Origin of the sequence: Streptomyces endophytica (genome assembly GCF_026153355.1) — a bacterium.
GTDB lineage: Bacteria > Actinomycetota > Actinomycetes > Streptomycetales > Streptomycetaceae > Streptomyces > Streptomyces endophytica.
The window spans coordinates 5,073,723-5,090,632 of sequence record NZ_CP110636.1 but is presented as its reverse complement, the minus strand read 5'-3'; the positions used below and the strand labels follow the sequence as shown (position 1 = coordinate 5,090,632).

The window sequence follows — 16,910 nt, the reverse complement described above, 5'->3', positions numbered from 1 at the left end:
CGCTGCGGGTCGGGCTGGCGGACCAGAGCGATGCCCTGCCGGACGCCGGGGCAGCGGGCCAACGCGGCCTCGATCTCACCGAGTTCGATGCGGTAGCCGCGGATCTTGACCTGGAAGTCGTTGCGGCCGAGGAATTCGACGGTGCCGTCGGGCAGCCGTCGTACGAGGTCGCCGGTGCGGTAGAGCCGGCCGGGGCCGAAGGGGTTGTCGACGAAGCGCTCGGCGGTCAGCTCCGGGCGGTTCAGATAGCCGCGGGCGAGGCCGGCGCCGCCGAGGTACAGCTCGCCGATCGCCTGCGCGGGCAGCGGCCTGCGGGCCGGGTTCAGCACGTACACCTGGGTGTTGTCGATGGGCGTGCCGATCGGCACGGTGTCGGCCACCGGGCCGGTGCAGGGGTGGTGGAGGACGTCGATGGACGCCTCGGTCGGGCCGTAGAGGTTGTGCAGGGCGGCGCCGGGCAGCAGCCGGTGTGCGGCGCGCACCTGCTCGGGCTTGAGCTCCTCGCCGCTGCAGAAGACGTAGCGCAGGCCGGCGAGTCCGTCCGGCGCGGGTCCCGCGGAGGTCTCCAGGGCCTCCAGGAAGACGCCGAACATCGACGGCACGAAGTGCACCACGCTGATCCGCTCGCGCTCGACGAGGCCCATCAGGGCGTACGGGTCCTTGTGGTCGCCGGGTCGGCGAAGACCACGGCCGCTCCGAACCAGTTGGCCCACAGCAGTTCCCACACCGACACGTCGAAGACGTACGGCGTCTTCTGCAGCACCCGGTCGTCGGGACCGAGCGGGAAGGCCCGGTTCATCCACCGGATGCGGTTGACCAGCCCGCCGTGCTCGCACAGCACGCCCTTGGGGCGGCCGGTGGTGCCGGAGGTGTAGATGACGTACGCGAGGTCTGCGCCGGTGAGCGGCAGTGCGAGGGCGTCGGCGGGCTGCCGGGCCAGCTGGTCCGCGGTGGCGGTTCCGTCGACGGATGCCACGGGTACCGGCAACCCTGCCTCGGTGCACCGGGAGAGGTGCCGCTCCTCGGTGAGCAGCAGCGGGCTGCCGGTGTCGGAGAGCAGGAAGCGGAGCCGCTCGTCGGGGACGTCGGGATCGACGGGCACGTAGGCGCAGCCGGCCTTCATGACGGCCAGGACCGAGATCAGCATGTGCTCGCTGCGGTCCAGGAGCAGACACACCAGGGTGCCGGGCGAGACCTGGTGCTCCGCCACCAGCCAGCGGGCCAGGCGGTTGGCCCGGTCGTCGAGCTCCCGGTAGCTCAGCCGCCGGTCGCGGTGGATGACGGCGACGGCATCGGGTGTGCGCCGCACCTGCTGCTCGAACATCTCGACCGCGGTGCGTACCGGCCCGTGGTCCAGCTGGGTGGCGTTCCACCCGTCGAGCTGCCGCAGCCCGTCGGGGCCCACCAGGTCCAGGCCGTCGGTCGGGGCGTCGGCCCCCGCTTCGGCGACCGACCGCAGCACCCTGAGGTAGGTGTCGAAGAGGCCCTCCACGTAGGCGCGTTCGTAGCGCGCCTCGGCGTAGGTGACGGTGAAGGCCACCCGGTCGCCGTCCTCCTTGGCGATGACCGAGATGCCGAACTTCTCCGCGAGGTCGCGGTAGGGCAGCACGCGGTGGCCGGGTGCGGCAACGGACCGGGCGGGCCGGGTGAAGTTGTGCATCGTGAAGAGGACCTGCAGGGCGTCGGCCAGGTCGGCGACGCCGCCCGGCAGCGCGTCGGTCAGCATGTTCAGGTTGAGCTGGTGGTGCTGGTTGAGCTCGACGACGTCGTCGTTGACCCGGCGGGCGTTGTCCAGGAAGCGGTCCTCGCCGCGGAACTCCGGTATCAGCGGCAGCGTGTTGATGAACGGGCCGATCGCCGACTGGAAGGCGGGCGGCCGGTTGGCAACCGTGATGCCGACGGCGAAGTCCCGCTGCCCGCCGGCGAAGCTGCCCAGTGTGTGGTACAGACCGGTGAACAGCAGGGAGTACAGACTCAGCCGATGCTGCCCGGCGAGCTCCTTCAGTGCCCGGCAGGTCTCGGGCGGCAGCTCGTGGACAAGGGTCTCGGCCCGGTTGTCGGCCCCGCGGGCGGGGCGCCGCTTCAGGCGCAGCTTCTCGGCGGCCGCCAGCCGGCCGGCGAGCCGCTCGCGCAGTGCGGTGTAGGGGGGCCGGGCGATCTCGGTCTGCTGCTGGGCCACGAGGTCGAAGTAGTTCGGCTCGCGGGCGGCGGCGGATGCGCCGTTCTCCGCCTCGTGCAGCGCCGCGAGCCGGTCGGCGAGCAGCTCCATCGAGTAGGCGTCGGACAGCATGTGATGATGCGTCAGCCCGACGACGACGGCCGGGCGGTCGGTGAGTTCGATGACCTCGGGCCGGACCAGCCGCCCGTCGGCCAGCGGTAAGGCCGTCCGGGCCCGCTCCTCCCGCAGCGCGTCCAGCTCCCCGCGGCGAGCCGGGTCCGGGCGATGTCGTACGAGTCCGCCGGCAGCAGCTCGTACGAGAGATCCTCGTGGACGCGCATCCGCAGCACCGGCTCCGTGGCGAGCAGCGCCCGCACCGCGCGTTCGGCCGCGTCCGCGTCGATGCCGGTGAGCTCGACGAACAGCGGGATGGTGTAGGTGTACCCGAGCTCGTCGATGCGGCTCTGCAGGTACATGCCCTGCTGGATGGAGTGCAGCGACCTGTCGTGGGCGTCGTCCGGCAGCCTGTAGTGCGTGGTCTGCCGGGCCTGTTCCTCGGAGTCGATGCCGTTCAGCGCGAGCAGGGGCAGCAGCCGCTGCTTGCCCTCCTTGACCCGGTCCTTGAGCTCCTGCGGGAAGCCGGTGTCCTGCGGGAAGGAGAAGCCGAGCCGGTCCTCGCCCTTGTTCCAGACGAGAACGCGAGCGGCCCGGAGGTCGTTCAGCAGTTCCAGCTCGGGGTTCACAGCTCTCCTTCTTCGCGGTCGGCGGCCACCTCGGCGGCGCCGACGTGCTGCGCAAGCTTGATGATCGTGTCGTTCTGGTAGAGGTCCCGGAGTCTTAGCTCGATCCCCAGGTCCCGCTGGAGCAGGCGCACCAGCTTCATGGCGGCGAGCGAGTTGCCCCCGACCGAGAAGAAGCTGTCGTTGGCGCTGAGGGCGGCGGCGGGGCGGCCGAGGATCTCCGCCCAGACCGCGGCCAGGGCGCGCTCCCGGTCGGTCGACGGCTCGACGTGGACGCCGGCGAACTCGACGGGCGGGAGCCGGTCGGCGGCCAGCTTTCCGTTGGCGCTGAGCGGCAGTGCGTCCAGTACGGCGTACCCGCTGGGCAGCATGTAGTCCGGGAGGGCGCGGGCGAGTTCCTCGGTGACCGCCGCGGTCAGCGTCAGCGGCTCGGCGGGGCTGTCCGGTGCGGTGAACGCCGCCTCGTCGACCGCGCCCGCGGCCATGGTGTAGACGCCGCCGTCGGTGATCCGCAGACCCAGTGGGCAGGTTCCCAGGCCGTCGGCCCGCAGCCGTTCGCTCAGCCGCTGGAAGAGGAACCCGGCCGACAGATCGGTGGCGAGGTCACCGTCGGCCGGACCGCTCTCCAGCGTGAGCAGGCACCGGGCGCGGCGCAGGACGGCGTAGACGTCGCTGACCCGGTCGAAGACGGGCAGACGGTCCGGGTCGTAGCGGCGCTCACCACCCGCTTCGACGTATTCGGCGCTGTCCATCTCCCTTATGAAGCACGTGAGTTGGAGAGGCAGGGGACGGAAGCCGTGGCCGGTTCCGCCGTCGTGGTCACCGTCGCTCAGGACGATGCGGCAGAGCAGGCTGTGCTCGTCGTCCAGTCGGCGCTCCTCCGGCACCACCCGGTACGGGATGCCGCGCGCGTCCAGGGCCTCGGTGAGCAGGGCCAGCATGTGCCCGGCCTCCAGCCGCGCCAGCCGGTCCGACCGGTCGCCGTACAGCGGGGCGATGGCCGGCCGGTGGAGGACCAGTTGGAGCTCCTCCGTCCCTTCCCCGGGCCGCACCTTGAGGTCGTCGAGGCGGTGTGCGCACAGCTCGCCGGTCAGGGGGTGGTGGTAGAGGTGCTCGCCCTCCCCCGCCCCTTGCAGAAAGGTGCGCACCGCGTAGCTGCTGCCCGCGGACGGGTAGCGGTACTTCGGCAGCGCCCGGTCCGGAAGGTCGACCGCGGTCAGCACACTCAGCAGCTGCGCCCAGTCGCCCGGGCCGAGCCGGGCCCGGCCGCGCGGCGGGCGGGCCGTGGCGGACGCCAGGACCTCGGCGTAACGGTTCTGCGGCAGTGCGGGGTCGACCGCCGCATCGAGGAAGTGCCGGTAGCTCTTCGCCCGGACGTACGCCGCCGGGTCGGGCCGGTCGGCCGCGGGGACCCGGGGCTCGGCGGTCGCCAGCACGCCGGGCGCACCCAGCAGGAACGCCTCCTTGTCCAGGTCCGGGTCGCCGCCCCCGGTCAGCGGCCGGTGGTCACCGGCCGGGACCAGGTAGCCGACCAGCCGGTCGTGCTCCTCGCCGGACTGGATGCGGGCGACCGCCCGGTCGACGCCCGGCAGCCGGGTCATCTTGGCGGCGATCTCCTCCAGCTCCACGCGGTAGCCGTTGAGCTTGACCTGGAAGTCGTTGCGGCCGATGAACTCGATGTGGCCGGCGTCCGACCAGCGTCCGAGGTCGCCGGTCCGGTAGAGGCGGCCCAGCCGGGGATGCTCGGCATAGCGCTCGGCGGTCCGCTCCTCGTCGCGCCAGTAGCCCAGCGCCACGCCCGCACCACCGATGTGGATCTCGCCGATCACCCCGACCGGGCAGTGCTCGCCCTCGGCGTCCAGCACGTACATCCGCTGGTTCGGCATCGCCACGCCGTACGGAATGCTGCTCCAGCCCGGGTCGACCCGGCCGATCTCGTACCAGATCGACCAGATGCTGCCCTCGGTCGCGCCGCCGAGGCTCATCACCACCGCGTCCGGCGCCACGGCCCGGATGCGGTCCGGCAGACCGGTGGGGATCCAGTCACCGCTGAGCAGGAAGGCCCGCAGGGAGTCGAGGCGTCCGCCCTGGTCGACGAGGAGTCCGGCGAGCTGCGGCACGCTGTTCCAGACCGAGACCCGTGCTGCTCGACCAGTTCGACCCAGTGCGCCGGGTTCTTGGTCTCGGCCTGTGCCGGGAAGACGACGGTCCCGCCGGCGGCCAGAGTGCCGAACAGGTCCCACACCGACAGGTCGAAGCTGAGCTCCGAGAGGGCCAGCACCCGGTCCGACGCCGACACGCCGAACCGCTCGTTCACCGCGAGCAGCGTGTTGACGGCGCCGCGGTGGCTGATCGTCACGCCCTTGGGGCGGCCGGTCGACCCCGAGGTGAAGATCACGTACGCCACGTCGTCCGCGGCCACCACGGGCAGCGCCGGCCCAGCGACCGGCTCCCGCTCCAGCAGGTCCTCGATCACCAGCAGACGGCACACCGATTCCAGGGCGCGCACATCCGCGCGCTCCCACTGCCCTCGCGAGACCAGCAGCGTCCGGGTACCGGCCGATTCGAGGACCTCACCGATCCGGGCGCCGGGCCACTCCACGTTCATCGGCACGTACGCCGAGCCCGCCTTCATCACCGCGAGCGTGGTGACGACCTGGAGGTAGCCCTTCTCGGCGAGGACACCGAGGGTGTCGGCCCGGCCGGGCGGTGTGCCGGGGGCCGGCAGCGCCCCGGCGAGCCGGGTGGAGTCGTCGTGCAGCCGGTCGTAGGTGTACGTCCGTCCGGTGGCCGCGTCGACGACGGCGGTGCTCTGTCGGCGCCCGGCCTCGTCCAGCCGGCTCTCGTAGAGGCTGAACAGGGTGTGCTCGCTGGCCGGTTGGTGGGCGGCGTTGGCCGCCTCGATCAGCGCCAGGTCCTCGGCCGGCACCGGCAGCGACGGGAAGCGGCCCGTCTCCCAGTCCAGTGCGGCGAGTTGTTCGATGAGCCGGCAGTAGCCCTCGTGCATGGCGTCGATGACCGCGGGGTCGAAGAGCTGCTCGACGTAGTCCCACTCGGCGACGAAACCCTCGTCGGTCTCGTACGCCTTGTTGTCGAGCCACACCTGCGGGGTCTGTGAGATCGCGTGGTCGATGCCCAGGTAGCCGTCGTCCAGGGGCAGTTCGAACATGCTCGCGTTGCCCTTGGCGCCCAGGGTGCTGGTCAGCACGACCGGCGCGACGATCTTGCTGACGGGTATGGCATGGCGGGTCTTCAGCAGCCGCTGGAAGTCGACGCCGTCGAAGAGGTTGTGGTCGACGTCCTGGAGCAGTTCGCCGTGCGTCCGGCGGAGCTTGTCGGCGATGCCCAGCTCGCGGTCGATCCGGTAGTCGAAGAGTTCGAGGACGGTGAAGTCGCCGATGACGCCGTTGATGTCGGGGTGCAGCGGCAGCCGGTTGAAGAGCGTGAGGTTCATGCACAGCCGGTCCTGGCCGCTCCACTGCCCGAGGACCCGGCTGAAGAGCTCCACGACGAGGGCCGTCGGGCTGATGCCGTGCCGGACGCATTTCGCCGACAGCGCGTCCCACACCTCGGCGGGGATCACCTTGCTCTTCCGCCGGAAAACGGGGCTGCCGATGTCCGAGGGGCGGGCCCGCAGCGGCAGCCTGAGGTCGAGGTGGTAGTCGTCCGCCTTGGCCTCCCAGTACTCCTGGGACTCGCGCATCAGCGGACTGTCGCGGACCCGCTCGTACTGCAGCACGTAGTCCCGGTAGCTGATGCCGAGGTCGGGCAGACAGCGCTGCGGGTCGGCGTAGAGCTGGGCCCACTCGTCGAAGAGGATGTCGAAGCTGCCCATGTCGATGATGAGCGCGTCGAAGCTGATGTGCAGGCGGTAGATGCCGTCGAGGCGGCTGAGGACGACGTCGAAGAGCGGGTACTCCTCGGGGTCGTAGAGCTTGTGCGAGTAGGTGCCGCGCAGCCGCTCCAGGGCGTCCTGGTCCGGCAGTTCGTGGTAGGCGATCCGGTAGCGGGGGACCTCGTCCTCGGCGAGGAAGCGCTGCTGTCCGTCGGTGATGACCGTGCGCAGGGCGTGGTGGCGCCGGATGAGGCGGTGGTACGCCTCCTCCAGCCGCGCGTGGTCGACATGCCGGTACCGGAACTCGCTGTAGACGTGCGTCGAGACGCTGCTCAGCTCGAAGCTGTTGAACCGGCCGAGGTAGTAGGTCTGCTGGACGTTGGTGAGCGGGAACGGTGCGTGGAGCCCGGCGGCGTCGGTGCCGTCGAGCACGAAGTCACGGTAGGCGAAGTCCCCGAGGCTGCCGGCGACCAGCGGCGCCAGGCTGCGGATCGTCTTCTCCCGGAACAGGTCCCGGATGCGGATGTCACAGCCCAGCACACTGTTGATCTTGTTGACGAGCTTGATGCCGAGGATGCTGTTGCCGCCGAAGCCGAAGAAGTCGTCGGTGACCCCGACGGCCCGGCCGCCCTTGGCCGTGACGCCGAGGACCTCGTCCCAGATCTCGCACAGCCGGGTCTCGAGTTCACCGGACGGTGCCAGGTAGCCGCCGGTGAGGTACGCGGACGGGTCCGGCAGCCGGCTGCGGTCGATCTTGCCGTTGACGTTCAGCGGCATGCTCTCCAGGTGGATGAGCACGGCCGGCACCATGTAGTCGGGAACGCGGTCCGCCAGATGCTGCTGGAGCTCCTCCTGCGCCACCGGTTCCGCGGCGACGTAGTGGCCGACCAGGAAGCGCGCCTCGTCGCCCTGGGCCGCGGCCGGTTCGTGGACGGTGACCAGGCTCTGCTCGACGGCGGGGTGGGCCTGGAGCGCGCTCTCGATCTCACCGAGTTCGATCCGGTGGCCGCGCAGCTTGATCTGGAAGTCGTTGCGGCCGATGAACTGGAGGTCGCCGCTCGGCAGCGCGCGGACCAGGTCGCCGGTGCGGTAGATGCGCTCCTCGGGTACGGACGGGCCGTCGCCGGACGTTGCCGGCGGCGGGGTGAGGAACCTGCTCGCGGTCAGTTCCGGCGCCCCGAGGTAGCCGCGCGCCAGCCCGCTGCCACCGATGTACAGCTCACCGGCCACGCCCGGCGGAAGCGGCTGCAGTTCCTCGTCGAGGACGTAAGCGCGGGTGTTGGCCACCGGCCGGCCGATCAGCGGCTCGGGGGCGTCGGGCGTCAGCAGGTGGCGGGTGGACCAGACGGTGGTCTCGGTGGGCCCGTAGACGTTCCAGCAGACGTCGACGGAGGCCGCCAGCACGGCGGCGAGCTGGGGCGACAGCGCCTCGCCGCCGCACAGCGCACGTACCGGCAGCCGCTTGCCGTCGAGGCTCTGGGTGATCAGGTGCCACAGTGACGGGGTCGCCTGGACGACCGCCACGCCCTGTTCGATCAGGTCGATCAGCTTGCCGACGTCGAGCAGGTCGGCGCGGCCGGCCAGGACCACCGTGCCGCCGTGCAGCAGCGGCATGAAGATCTCCAGGGTGGAGATGTCGAAGGCGATGGTGGTCACCGCCAGCATCCGCTCCCCCGGCCGGAAGTCGATGCACCGGCCGATGTCGTCCGCGATGTTCAGATAGCTCTTGTGCTCGACGGCGACGCCCTTGGGCCGGCCGGTCGTGCCCGACGTGTAGATGACATAGGCGAGGTCGTCGACGGAGACCGGGGTGTCGAGGTCCTCATCCGACAGGGACGGGTCCGGGTCCGCCGCCCATACGGCGAGGAGATCATCGGCGTCCATGGCGACCACGGAGGCGCCCGCACTGCTCCCCGCCAGCCGCTCGGCATGGGCCCGGTCGCTGACGACCAGCGCGGGCGAGCTGTCGGCCAGGATGCCGGCGGTGCGCCGCAGCGGGGAATTCAGGTCCAACGGCACATAGGCACAGCCCAGTTTCAGCGCCGCGACGGCCGCGATGAGCAGGTTCTCGGTACGGTCCAGGTACAACGCGATCAGATCGCCGGGTGCCACCCGGTACCGGGTGTGCAGCAGCCGGGCGAACCGGTTGGCCGCCGCGTTGAACTCCCGATAGCTGAGGGTGGTCCCGCCGCAGACGACCGCGGCCGCATCCGGGTGGCGGGCGGCCTGCTCCTCGATCAGCCGGTGGATGGGCCGGTCGTCGCGGTAGGGGGCGTCGGTGCGCACCCGTTCCTCGTCGAGCCGCGCACGCAGCTCGACGGGCAGCGCCAGCAACGCGCCGAAGGGGAGGGCTCCCTTGGCGACTTGGTCCACCGCGCCGAAGAAGCCGTCCAAGTGCTCCGGCAGCACGGCGAGGAACGGCAGCTCCGCCGGAGCCACGACCTCCAGCACCCCACCGCCGTTTTCGGCGCGCAGGCTGAGCAGCGCGCCCGCACCCCCATCGTCCGCCTCGACGCCTCGCGGGACGTCCCAGCACACCTCGACCCGCGGATTCCAGCCGTCACCGAAAACCGCGCCGAAATCGTAGAAGGGATTGCCGCAGACGGCCGGGCGGCCCGCGGAGATACGCTCACCGAGAGCGTCGGCCCGCAGCGCCCTTTCCGCCTCCAGGTAGCGGCGTATCCGGCCCTGCGGGGTATGCAGCTCATATCCATAGAGCCCGGCCTTACGGGAATTGAGCACCATCTGCAGAGCGAGGGCGAGCCATTCCAGACGGGTCGCGTCGAAGGCCGCGCGATGCCGCTCCGGAATCTCGTACCGCAGGGTCGTCATGGACGGGAGACCGTCGCCCGTTTCGGCGCCCAGGAGCTCCGCAAGGTCACAGCGCTCCGGATGCCGTTCCGCCGCCCGCGCCGCGGCGGCGAGTTCCTCCGCCGTGGCTGCCATCTCCAGGTAGGCGGCCAGGTCATGGGGCGTTCCTGGTCCCGCGGAACGAACTCCAGCTGCTCCGCGCCTTCCCGGGAGAGGTGGATCACTGCGTCGACGCAGACGTCCAGCAGCGCGCGGCGCAGGGCGCTGAGCGAGGGGGCGCCCAGGACGGCGGTGCTCCGCAGCAGCGCCTCCTGCCGCGGAGTCCGCAGATAGCAGTCGACGGCCGGCGTCTTTCCCAAGGCCTGAATTTCCGGCGCCAGAACCGGCGCCGCGACTCCCCGCAATGCACCGGAGAGACCCACCACACAGTCGATCTGCCGACCGGCCAAACCGTCTTCGTCGACCACGCTCGCATTGTGCGTGAAGTGCTTGCGCCACTCCTCCGACCCGACCGGGTCGCCCGCCAGGAGATAGACGAAGTGCCCGGCATCCGCCAAGTACTCGGCGATCTCGGGCCCGAGCGCACCTAACTCCGACCCGACCAGCACATGGAGAATCTTCATTTACGGATCTCCCCCGCTCCCATGACAAATGCAGCGCACAGGACGGGTCCGCAAAGAGCCCCCCGCACACTTCTACCCGTATCAAGAAAGGAAACGTAGAAACGTAGAAACGTAGAACAGCTACATGCTCAATCGGCCCAGATGAGCTCACGCATGGCACTCAATACCACACGGAACGGCCGACCAGACGTTCATCCCACCCGCTTCAAAGGCGCCAAGGCAGGTCCTCCCCCGCTTTCATGTCCGCTTTTAGGCAATCACCAGGCGCTACGCGGTGTCAAGCGCTGCCTAATGGTTAAACAAAGGCACTTCCTCGGTATAAGGAGTTATTAGCGACAGCAATAGGGAGGCTTATCGTCGGACCCCGGGCGCCCCGGCCCGCCGACGGCCCGCCCCCACCCTCGGGAGCCCCCAACACCCGCCCCGCGCCCGGCTGACGTGCACCTTTCCCCGTACACCCAGGCCGGCCGCGCGCCCAACAGGCCGGCATCACTTCCGCGCCGGGAGAGCCGCGACGAGGGGGATACCTGCCGGATGAGGGGACACCTGGGACGCACGGGAGCTCCACCACCCCCTCCGCCTTCCTCGTTCCGGCCCGCCGACCGAGATCGGGCACCCCGCATTTCTGGTCTATGCGGTCGGTTTTCCGTCCGGCCTATCGGGCATCCACCCTGCCTATTGGGCAAGGGACTTCGGGCATTAACCAAAGGGCAGGCCGGACCGGAAAGGCCGGGAACGCTGCCGCGCCCGCGAAGGGTCAGCACGAAACCCCGGGGACGGGCAGCAGCCGGTAAGCGCCCGCCTCTGCGGTGACAAGGCCGGTGGTCGGCGACGGCCTCCCTCGAACCGCACGGAGAAAGCCATCCGGCATCGGATAACTGACGAACCGTCCGGACCATGGGCGGACCAACGCCCCGCCGACCGTCCACCACATCGTCTGTTTCAGCAGACCGGCACCGCTCCGAAGGCTGTACCACGGACGAGCTGACTGCCGAGTCGGCCCTTCTCCCCAAGATGGGCGCCCCGTCGGGAGGATCCGGGGAGTGGGGGCACCTCCTGGGGAGCCCGGGAGGAGAGTCGACCGCACCATGCGGCGCTGCCCCCGAATGACGCCGAGGTCTCCGGCGGACTCTCAACTCCCCTTGTCCGGCCGGCCCGTCCACCGGTCCGGCCCGTCAGCGGGCGCGGCGCGGTCTCCGCCAGCTGGTGAGAACGCCCTCCGTAGTGGTGACGGTGGCGACCAGGGCGAGCGTGTTGCGGATCATCGCCGGGGTGTAGTCGGCGGGCACCCCGGCGATGGCGTCCGCGGGCACCACCGCCGTGTAGCCGAGGTTGACCGCGTCGAACACCGCATTGGGGATCGCTACGTTCGCCGACACCCCGGTGACGACGAGCGTCCGGCAGCCGAGGTTGCGCAGCAGCGCGTCCACCTCGGTGCCGGCGAGCGGCGACAGGCCGTGCAGCCGGCGCACCACCAGGTCCCCCTCGCCGACCGGTACGGGATCGGCGATACGCACCGCGGTGGACCCGGCGAGCTGCTGGACGGGCAGCTTCTCCGCGGCCCTGAACAGGCGCGCGTTACGACTGGCGCCGCGCCCGTCGGGGCGGCGCTCGGCCACCGCGTGCATCACCTGGACGCCCGCCTCGTGTGCGGCCGCCACCAGGCGGGCGATGTTCGCCAGCGCCCCTGAGGTGCGGGCCACGTCGGCGAGTTCGGGCAGTGCGCTCTCCGGGCCGACCACGCCCCGCTGGCACTCGACGGTGAGCAGCACCGTCGAGGCCGGGTCGAGTTGCTCGCCGAGCCGTACGGCGTCCGAGGGCATGGCAGGTCCTTCCGGTTCCGGTGGCCCGTTGCTGGCGGTCCGTTGCTGGTGGTCCGTTGCTGGTGGTCCGTTGCTGGTGGTCCGTTGCTGGTGGTCCGTTGCTGGCGGTCCGTTGCTGGTGGTCCGTTGCTGGCGGTCCGTTGCTGGGACCGTTGCTGTTGGTCCGTTGCTGTTGGTCCGTCGGTGGCGGCGTCCTCCCCTGGCGGGCAGTCTCTCCTGCCGGGGCTCTTCGAGGCGGGTGAGGGTAGCGGGCATTGCATCCACCAGGAAGAGCGCCGATGATTTCTGACGCCCAGTCAGGTAGTCCCGGGCGGGCGGTTCCCGTCGGGGCGGTCGCAGCGGAGGCGATGGCGGATGACCGACACACAGCGGCGCTGGCGCCGGATCATGATGACGACGGGCGAACGCGACGGGTTCCTCGCACAGCAGCGTACCTGCCGGGTCGCGACGGTGGGCGGGGACGGGGCGCCGCACGTCGGGGCGCTGTGGTTCGTCTGGGACGGTGCCGCACTGTGGCTCTATTCGATCACCCGCAGCAAGCGGTGGACCCAGATCCGCAAGGACCCGCGGATCGCGGTGGTGGTCGACGACGGGCACGAGTACGGCGAGCTGCGCGGCGTGGAGCTGTCGGGCCGCGCGGAGTGCGTCGGCGAGGCGCCGCGGACCGGTGAGGCATGTGCCGAACTGGACGCTCCGGAGCGGCTGTTCGCGCGGAAGTACTTCGGGATGACCGCGATGCCGCACGACGGCCGGCACGCCTGGCTGCGGCTGACGCCGGACTCCGTCGTGTCGTGGGACTTCCGCAAGATGCCGGGCTGAGCGCCGGGCGCGGCGCGGCAGCAAGGCGGAGTCACCCGCGGTGATCGCCGGATCTCATCGCGTTGTCAGTGGTGTCTGCGAGAGTGGTCTGCGTCAGCCCGTTCCGCGCCCGAGCATGGTGCGGAGGCGGGGCGGCCCGGCCGGGCGCGGCCGGGTGCCGACCAGACGAAGGAGATCCGGTGAACGTGCTCTTCCCCGCACTGCGCGAGGGTTCGCCCGCCCCCGCGCTGCGCTTCGGCGACCGCACGCTGAGCCATCGACAGCTGGCATCGGTGGCGGGCGCGCTGGCCGAGCGGATCGCCGGTGAGACCCGCATCGCGGTCTGGGCGACGCCGACGCTCGACACCTCCGTGGGGGTGGTGGCCGCGCTGCTCGCCGGTGTGGCGGCCGTACCGGTGAATCCGAAGATCGGTGAGAGCGAGCTGGCGCACATCGTCGGCGACAGCGCCCCCTCGCTGGTGCTGGCCGGGGCGGACGACGAGCTGCCGGGCCCGCTCGCCGCGCTGCCCCGTATCGACGTCGACACCACCGAGGCACCCGAGGAGCCCGGGCCCGCGCTGCCGGTGGAACCGGCCGCCGAGACCCCGGCGCTGATCGTCTACACCTCCGGGACGACCGGCCCGCCCAAGGGCGTGGTCCTCCCCCGCCGCGCCATCGCCCACACCCTCGACGCCCTCCAGGACGCCTGGCAGTGGACCGCCGACGACGTCCTGGTGCACGCCCTGCCGCTGTTCCACGTGCACGGCCTGATCCTCGGCGTCCTCGGACCGCTGCGCCGCGGCGGCAGCGTCCACCACCTGGGGCGCTTCGATACGGACGCGGTCACCCGGGAGCTGTCCGGTGAGGGCACGATGCTCTTCGGCGTCCCGACGATGTACCACCGCCTGGCCGTGGCGGCGGGCCGCGATCCGGCCCTGGCGAAGGCGCTGTCGCGGGCCCGGCTGCTGGTCTCCGGTTCGGCGGCGCTGCCGCTGACCGATCACGAGCGGATCGCGGCGGCCTCCGGGCGGCGGGTGATCGAGCGGTACGGCATGACCGAAACCCTGATGAACACCAGCGTGCGCGCGGACGGCCCGGAGGCCACCGGCACGGTCGGGGTGCCGCTGCCGGGGGTGTACGTCCGGCTGGTCGACGACGCCGGCCAGGCCATCGAGGGCGGGGACGGCGAGACGGTCGGGGAGATCCAGGTCCGCGGCCCGAACCTCTTCGTCGAGTACCTCAACCGCCCCGACGCCACCGCGGCCGCCTTCGACGGCGGCTGGTTCCGTACCGGCGACATGGCGGTCCGGGACGCCGCCGGCAACTACCGCATCGTCGGCCGCCGGGCCACCGATCTGATCAAGAGCGGCGGTTACAAAATCGGCGCGGGCGAGATCGAGAACGCACTGCTGGCGCACCCCGGGGTCGCCGAGGCGGCCGTCACCGGCGTCCCGGACGAGGACCTCGGCGAGCGGATCGTCGCCTGGGTCGTGGCCGAGCGCGGCCCGGACGCCGGCCCGCCACCGTCCGCCGAGGAGCTCGCCGACCATGTCGCCCGCCAGCTCGCCCCGCACAAACGGCCGCGCACCGTGCACTTCCTGGACGCGCTGCCGCGCAACGACATGGGCAAGATCCTGAAGCGAGAGCTCCATGCATGAGGGCGGGGACGGCGGTGGAAGCGGGGGCGGCACGTCCGGCGCGGGTGCGGGCGCCAGAGGAGCGGGTGCGGGCGGTGGCTCGGCGAAGCCGTGTGCGCGCCTGACGGCTCGTCAGGCACTGGCGGCGGTCGCGGATTCGTACACCGAGTTGCCGGCGCCGTCGGCGACGGCGCCGTCCGTCCCGGACGGGCCGCTCGGCTGGCCCGGCTATGACGCCGCCCGGGCCCGCGCCCGCACGGCGACCGGCGAGGACGAGTCGGTGGTCACGGCCGTGGCCGACCTCGGTGGGGCCGAAGCGGTCGTGATCTCCTTCGAGTTCCGCTATCTCGGCGGCTCGCTGGGCGAGCGCACCGGCGACCGGCTGGAGGCGGCCTATGCCGCGGCCCGGGAGCGGCGGCTGCCGGTCGTCTCGCTGATCGCGACCGGCGGAAGCCGGATGCAGGAGGGCATGCGCGCCCTGAGCCAACTGCAGCGGGTGGCCCGGCAGTCGGCGCTGAACCGCGCCGCCGGACTGGCGCAGCTCGCCGTGGTCCGCGATCCGACCACCGGCGGCGGCTGGGCCACGCTCGGGGCGGGCGCCGATGTGATCCTCGCGCTGCCCGGGGCGCAGATCGGTTTCGCCGGCTCGCGGGTGCGCCCCCGGGACGCCGACCCGTACGCATACTCCGCCGAGGGGCAGTTCGCCGCCGGCCAGGTCGACGCGGTCGTCCCGCCCGACCGGTTGCGGGGCACCCTCCAGCGGTGGCTGCGGCTGCTCGCTCCCACCGGCCGCCCGGCCGGCGCCGATGCCACGCCCGCGCCCCCGCCGGCCGCGCTCGGCGTCCCGGGGCTGCCGGAGACCGGCTGGGATGCGGTGGTGCGGGCCCGAGCGGCCGGACGGCCGCGCGCCGAGGCGTATCTGCGGGCGTATTTCGACGAGCGGGAGGAGATCAGCGGCGACCGCTGCGGCGGCACCGACCCCGGAATACGCTGCGGTTTCGGCCGTCGCGAGGGCGGGACGATCGCCTTCGTGGCCCAGTGCGGCACGGCCACCCGCCCGGCCGGCTTCCGCACCGCGGCCCGGCTGGTCCGGCTCGCCGACCGGCTCGGCATACCCGTGCTCACGCTGGTGGACACCCCCGGCGCCGCCAACGACGCGGCCGCCGAGCGGGCCGGTGCCGGAGCGGCGATCGCCGACGCCTTCGCGGCGCTGGCCACCGCCGGGGTGCCGGTGACGTCCCTGCTGATCGGCGAGGGCGGTTCGGGCGGGGCGCTGGCCCTCGCCGCCCCGGGCCGGCTCTGGGCCACGCCGGACAGCTACTTCTCGGTGATCGCCCCGGAACTGGCCGCCGCCATCCTCAAACGCGACGAGGGGCAGGTGCACGACACCGCCGAACAACTCCACATCCGCCCCCAGGACTTGCTGGACCTGGGCGTCATCCGCGGCATCGTGCCGACGACCGGAGACGGCGCGACGGACCGCGGCGACTGAGGCCGCCGACGCCCACGTTCAGTCGGCCTCGACCTGCTCCGCGGCCGTCCGCAGCGCGTCCACCGCGGCCCGGATCGAGGGCCTGCGGTCCGCGTCCGCGCGCCAGATGGCGTACACATGCCGGCGCATCGTGTGGCGTACGGGCACCACGCTCACCCCCTCGGGCACCGGACCGCGGCCCAGGCGGGGCGCCACCGCGACGCCGAGCCCGGCCGCGATCAGGGCGAGCTGGGTGCCGTGCTCCTCCGCCATATGGGCGATGCGCGGTTCGATGCCCTTGCTGCGCAGCGTGAACATCAGCCATTCGTTGCAGAACTCCCCCTGCGGCCAGGAGATCCACTCGTCCTCCGCGAACTCCTCCAGCTCCACCGAGCTCCGCCGGGCCAGCGGATGCGTGGCCGGCATCGCCACATCGGCCGGGTCGTCCAGCAGCGGCGATTTCGCCAGCCCGTCGGGGAGGGACAGCGGGCGGTTGTACCAGTCCAGGACGACGGCCAGATCGATGTCGCCGCGCACCACCCCGCGCACCGACTCGTCCGGCTCCATCTCGGTCAGATGGGCGCGCAGTTGAGGATGCGCGGCGCGCAGCCCGGCGAGCGCGGCGGGGAAGAGGCCGCGTGCCGCAGTGGGGAAGGCGCCCATCCGCAGCTCGCCGACCGCCTGGCCGCGGTGCGCCTCCAGCTCGGCCTGGGCGAGTTCGACCTGGGAGAGGATGCGCACCGCGTGGTCGGCGAGCAGCCGTCCGGCGTCGGTCAGCCGCACCCCGCGCCCGTTCTTCGCCAGCAGCTGCTGCCCGGTCTCCCGTTCCAGCTTGGCGATCTGCTGGGAGACGGCCGAGGTGGTCACATGCAGCCCGTCGGCGGCCGCGCTGACCGATCCGTGGCGGGCGACCGCGCTCAGCGTCCGTAGGCGATCAAGGTTCAACATATAAGCAATGCTACGCGATACCTACCACGAAAACTCGCTTGTGCTACTAAATTGCATCCGCCATCT

At 71.7% G+C, this 16,910-nt stretch carries 7 protein-coding genes and 2 pseudogenes; 3 read left to right on the top strand and 6 right to left on the bottom strand.

All coding sequences use genetic code 11. The annotated features are described in order from the left end of the window. Window positions 1-302: 302 nt before the first annotated feature. The 5 genes and pseudogenes from OJ254_RS22760 to OJ254_RS22735 form a co-directional block, all read right to left on the bottom strand. Window positions 303-2,359: pseudogene (locus tag OJ254_RS22760) on the bottom strand (non-ribosomal peptide synthetase); the annotation flags it as partial. Further along, entirely contained in the window at window positions 2,302-2,901 is a 600-nt protein-coding gene (locus OJ254_RS22755) for a hypothetical protein (protein WP_265365398.1), read from the bottom strand. The gene OJ254_RS22755 and the pseudogene OJ254_RS22760, both read right to left, overlap by 58 nt. Continuing rightward, window positions 2,898-9,478 (bottom strand): annotated as a pseudogene (locus OJ254_RS22745) (amino acid adenylation domain-containing protein). The gene OJ254_RS22755 and the pseudogene OJ254_RS22745 overlap by 4 nt, the downstream one beginning before the upstream one ends. An 83-nt stretch (window positions 9,479-9,561) precedes the next feature. After that, window positions 9,562-10,167, bottom strand: a complete 606-nt coding sequence (locus tag OJ254_RS22740; protein ID WP_265363817.1) for a hypothetical protein — start codon at window positions 10,165-10,167, stop codon at window positions 9,562-9,564. Window positions 10,168-11,342: 1,175 nt separating this feature from the next. Beyond that, window positions 11,343-11,990, bottom strand: coding sequence for a cysteine hydrolase family protein (locus tag OJ254_RS22735; RefSeq protein ID WP_265363816.1), 648 nt, complete (start codon window positions 11,988-11,990; stop codon window positions 11,343-11,345). A gap of 354 nt (window positions 11,991-12,344) precedes the next feature. Between OJ254_RS22735 and OJ254_RS22730 the strand changes: the two genes are divergently transcribed. The 3 genes from OJ254_RS22730 (at window position 12,345) to OJ254_RS22720 (ending at window position 15,917) form a co-directional block, all read left to right on the top strand. Further along, window positions 12,345-12,809: a pyridoxamine 5'-phosphate oxidase family protein gene (locus OJ254_RS22730; RefSeq protein ID WP_265363815.1), complete on the top strand. Its 465-nt coding sequence runs from the start codon at window positions 12,345-12,347 to the stop codon at window positions 12,807-12,809. A gap of 179 nt (window positions 12,810-12,988) precedes the next feature. Further along, window positions 12,989-14,446, top strand: coding sequence for an acyl-CoA synthetase (locus OJ254_RS22725; RefSeq protein WP_265363814.1), 1,458 nt, complete (start codon window positions 12,989-12,991; stop codon window positions 14,444-14,446). Next, the gene (locus OJ254_RS22720) at window positions 14,439-15,917 is read left to right on the top strand and encodes a carboxyl transferase domain-containing protein (protein WP_423835936.1); all 1,479 of its coding nucleotides are present in this window, start codon (window positions 14,439-14,441) and stop codon (window positions 15,915-15,917) included. Before OJ254_RS22725 ends, OJ254_RS22720 begins: the two co-directional genes overlap by 8 nt. Before the next feature lie 18 nt (window positions 15,918-15,935). Here the strand turns inward: OJ254_RS22720 and OJ254_RS22715 are convergent, their stop codons facing one another. Then, window positions 15,936-16,844 carry a LysR family transcriptional regulator gene (locus OJ254_RS22715; RefSeq protein ID WP_265363813.1) on the bottom strand — a complete coding sequence of 303 codons (909 nt, stop codon included), beginning with the start codon at window positions 16,842-16,844 and terminating at the stop codon, window positions 15,936-15,938. Window positions 16,845-16,910: the final 66 nt, after the last annotated feature.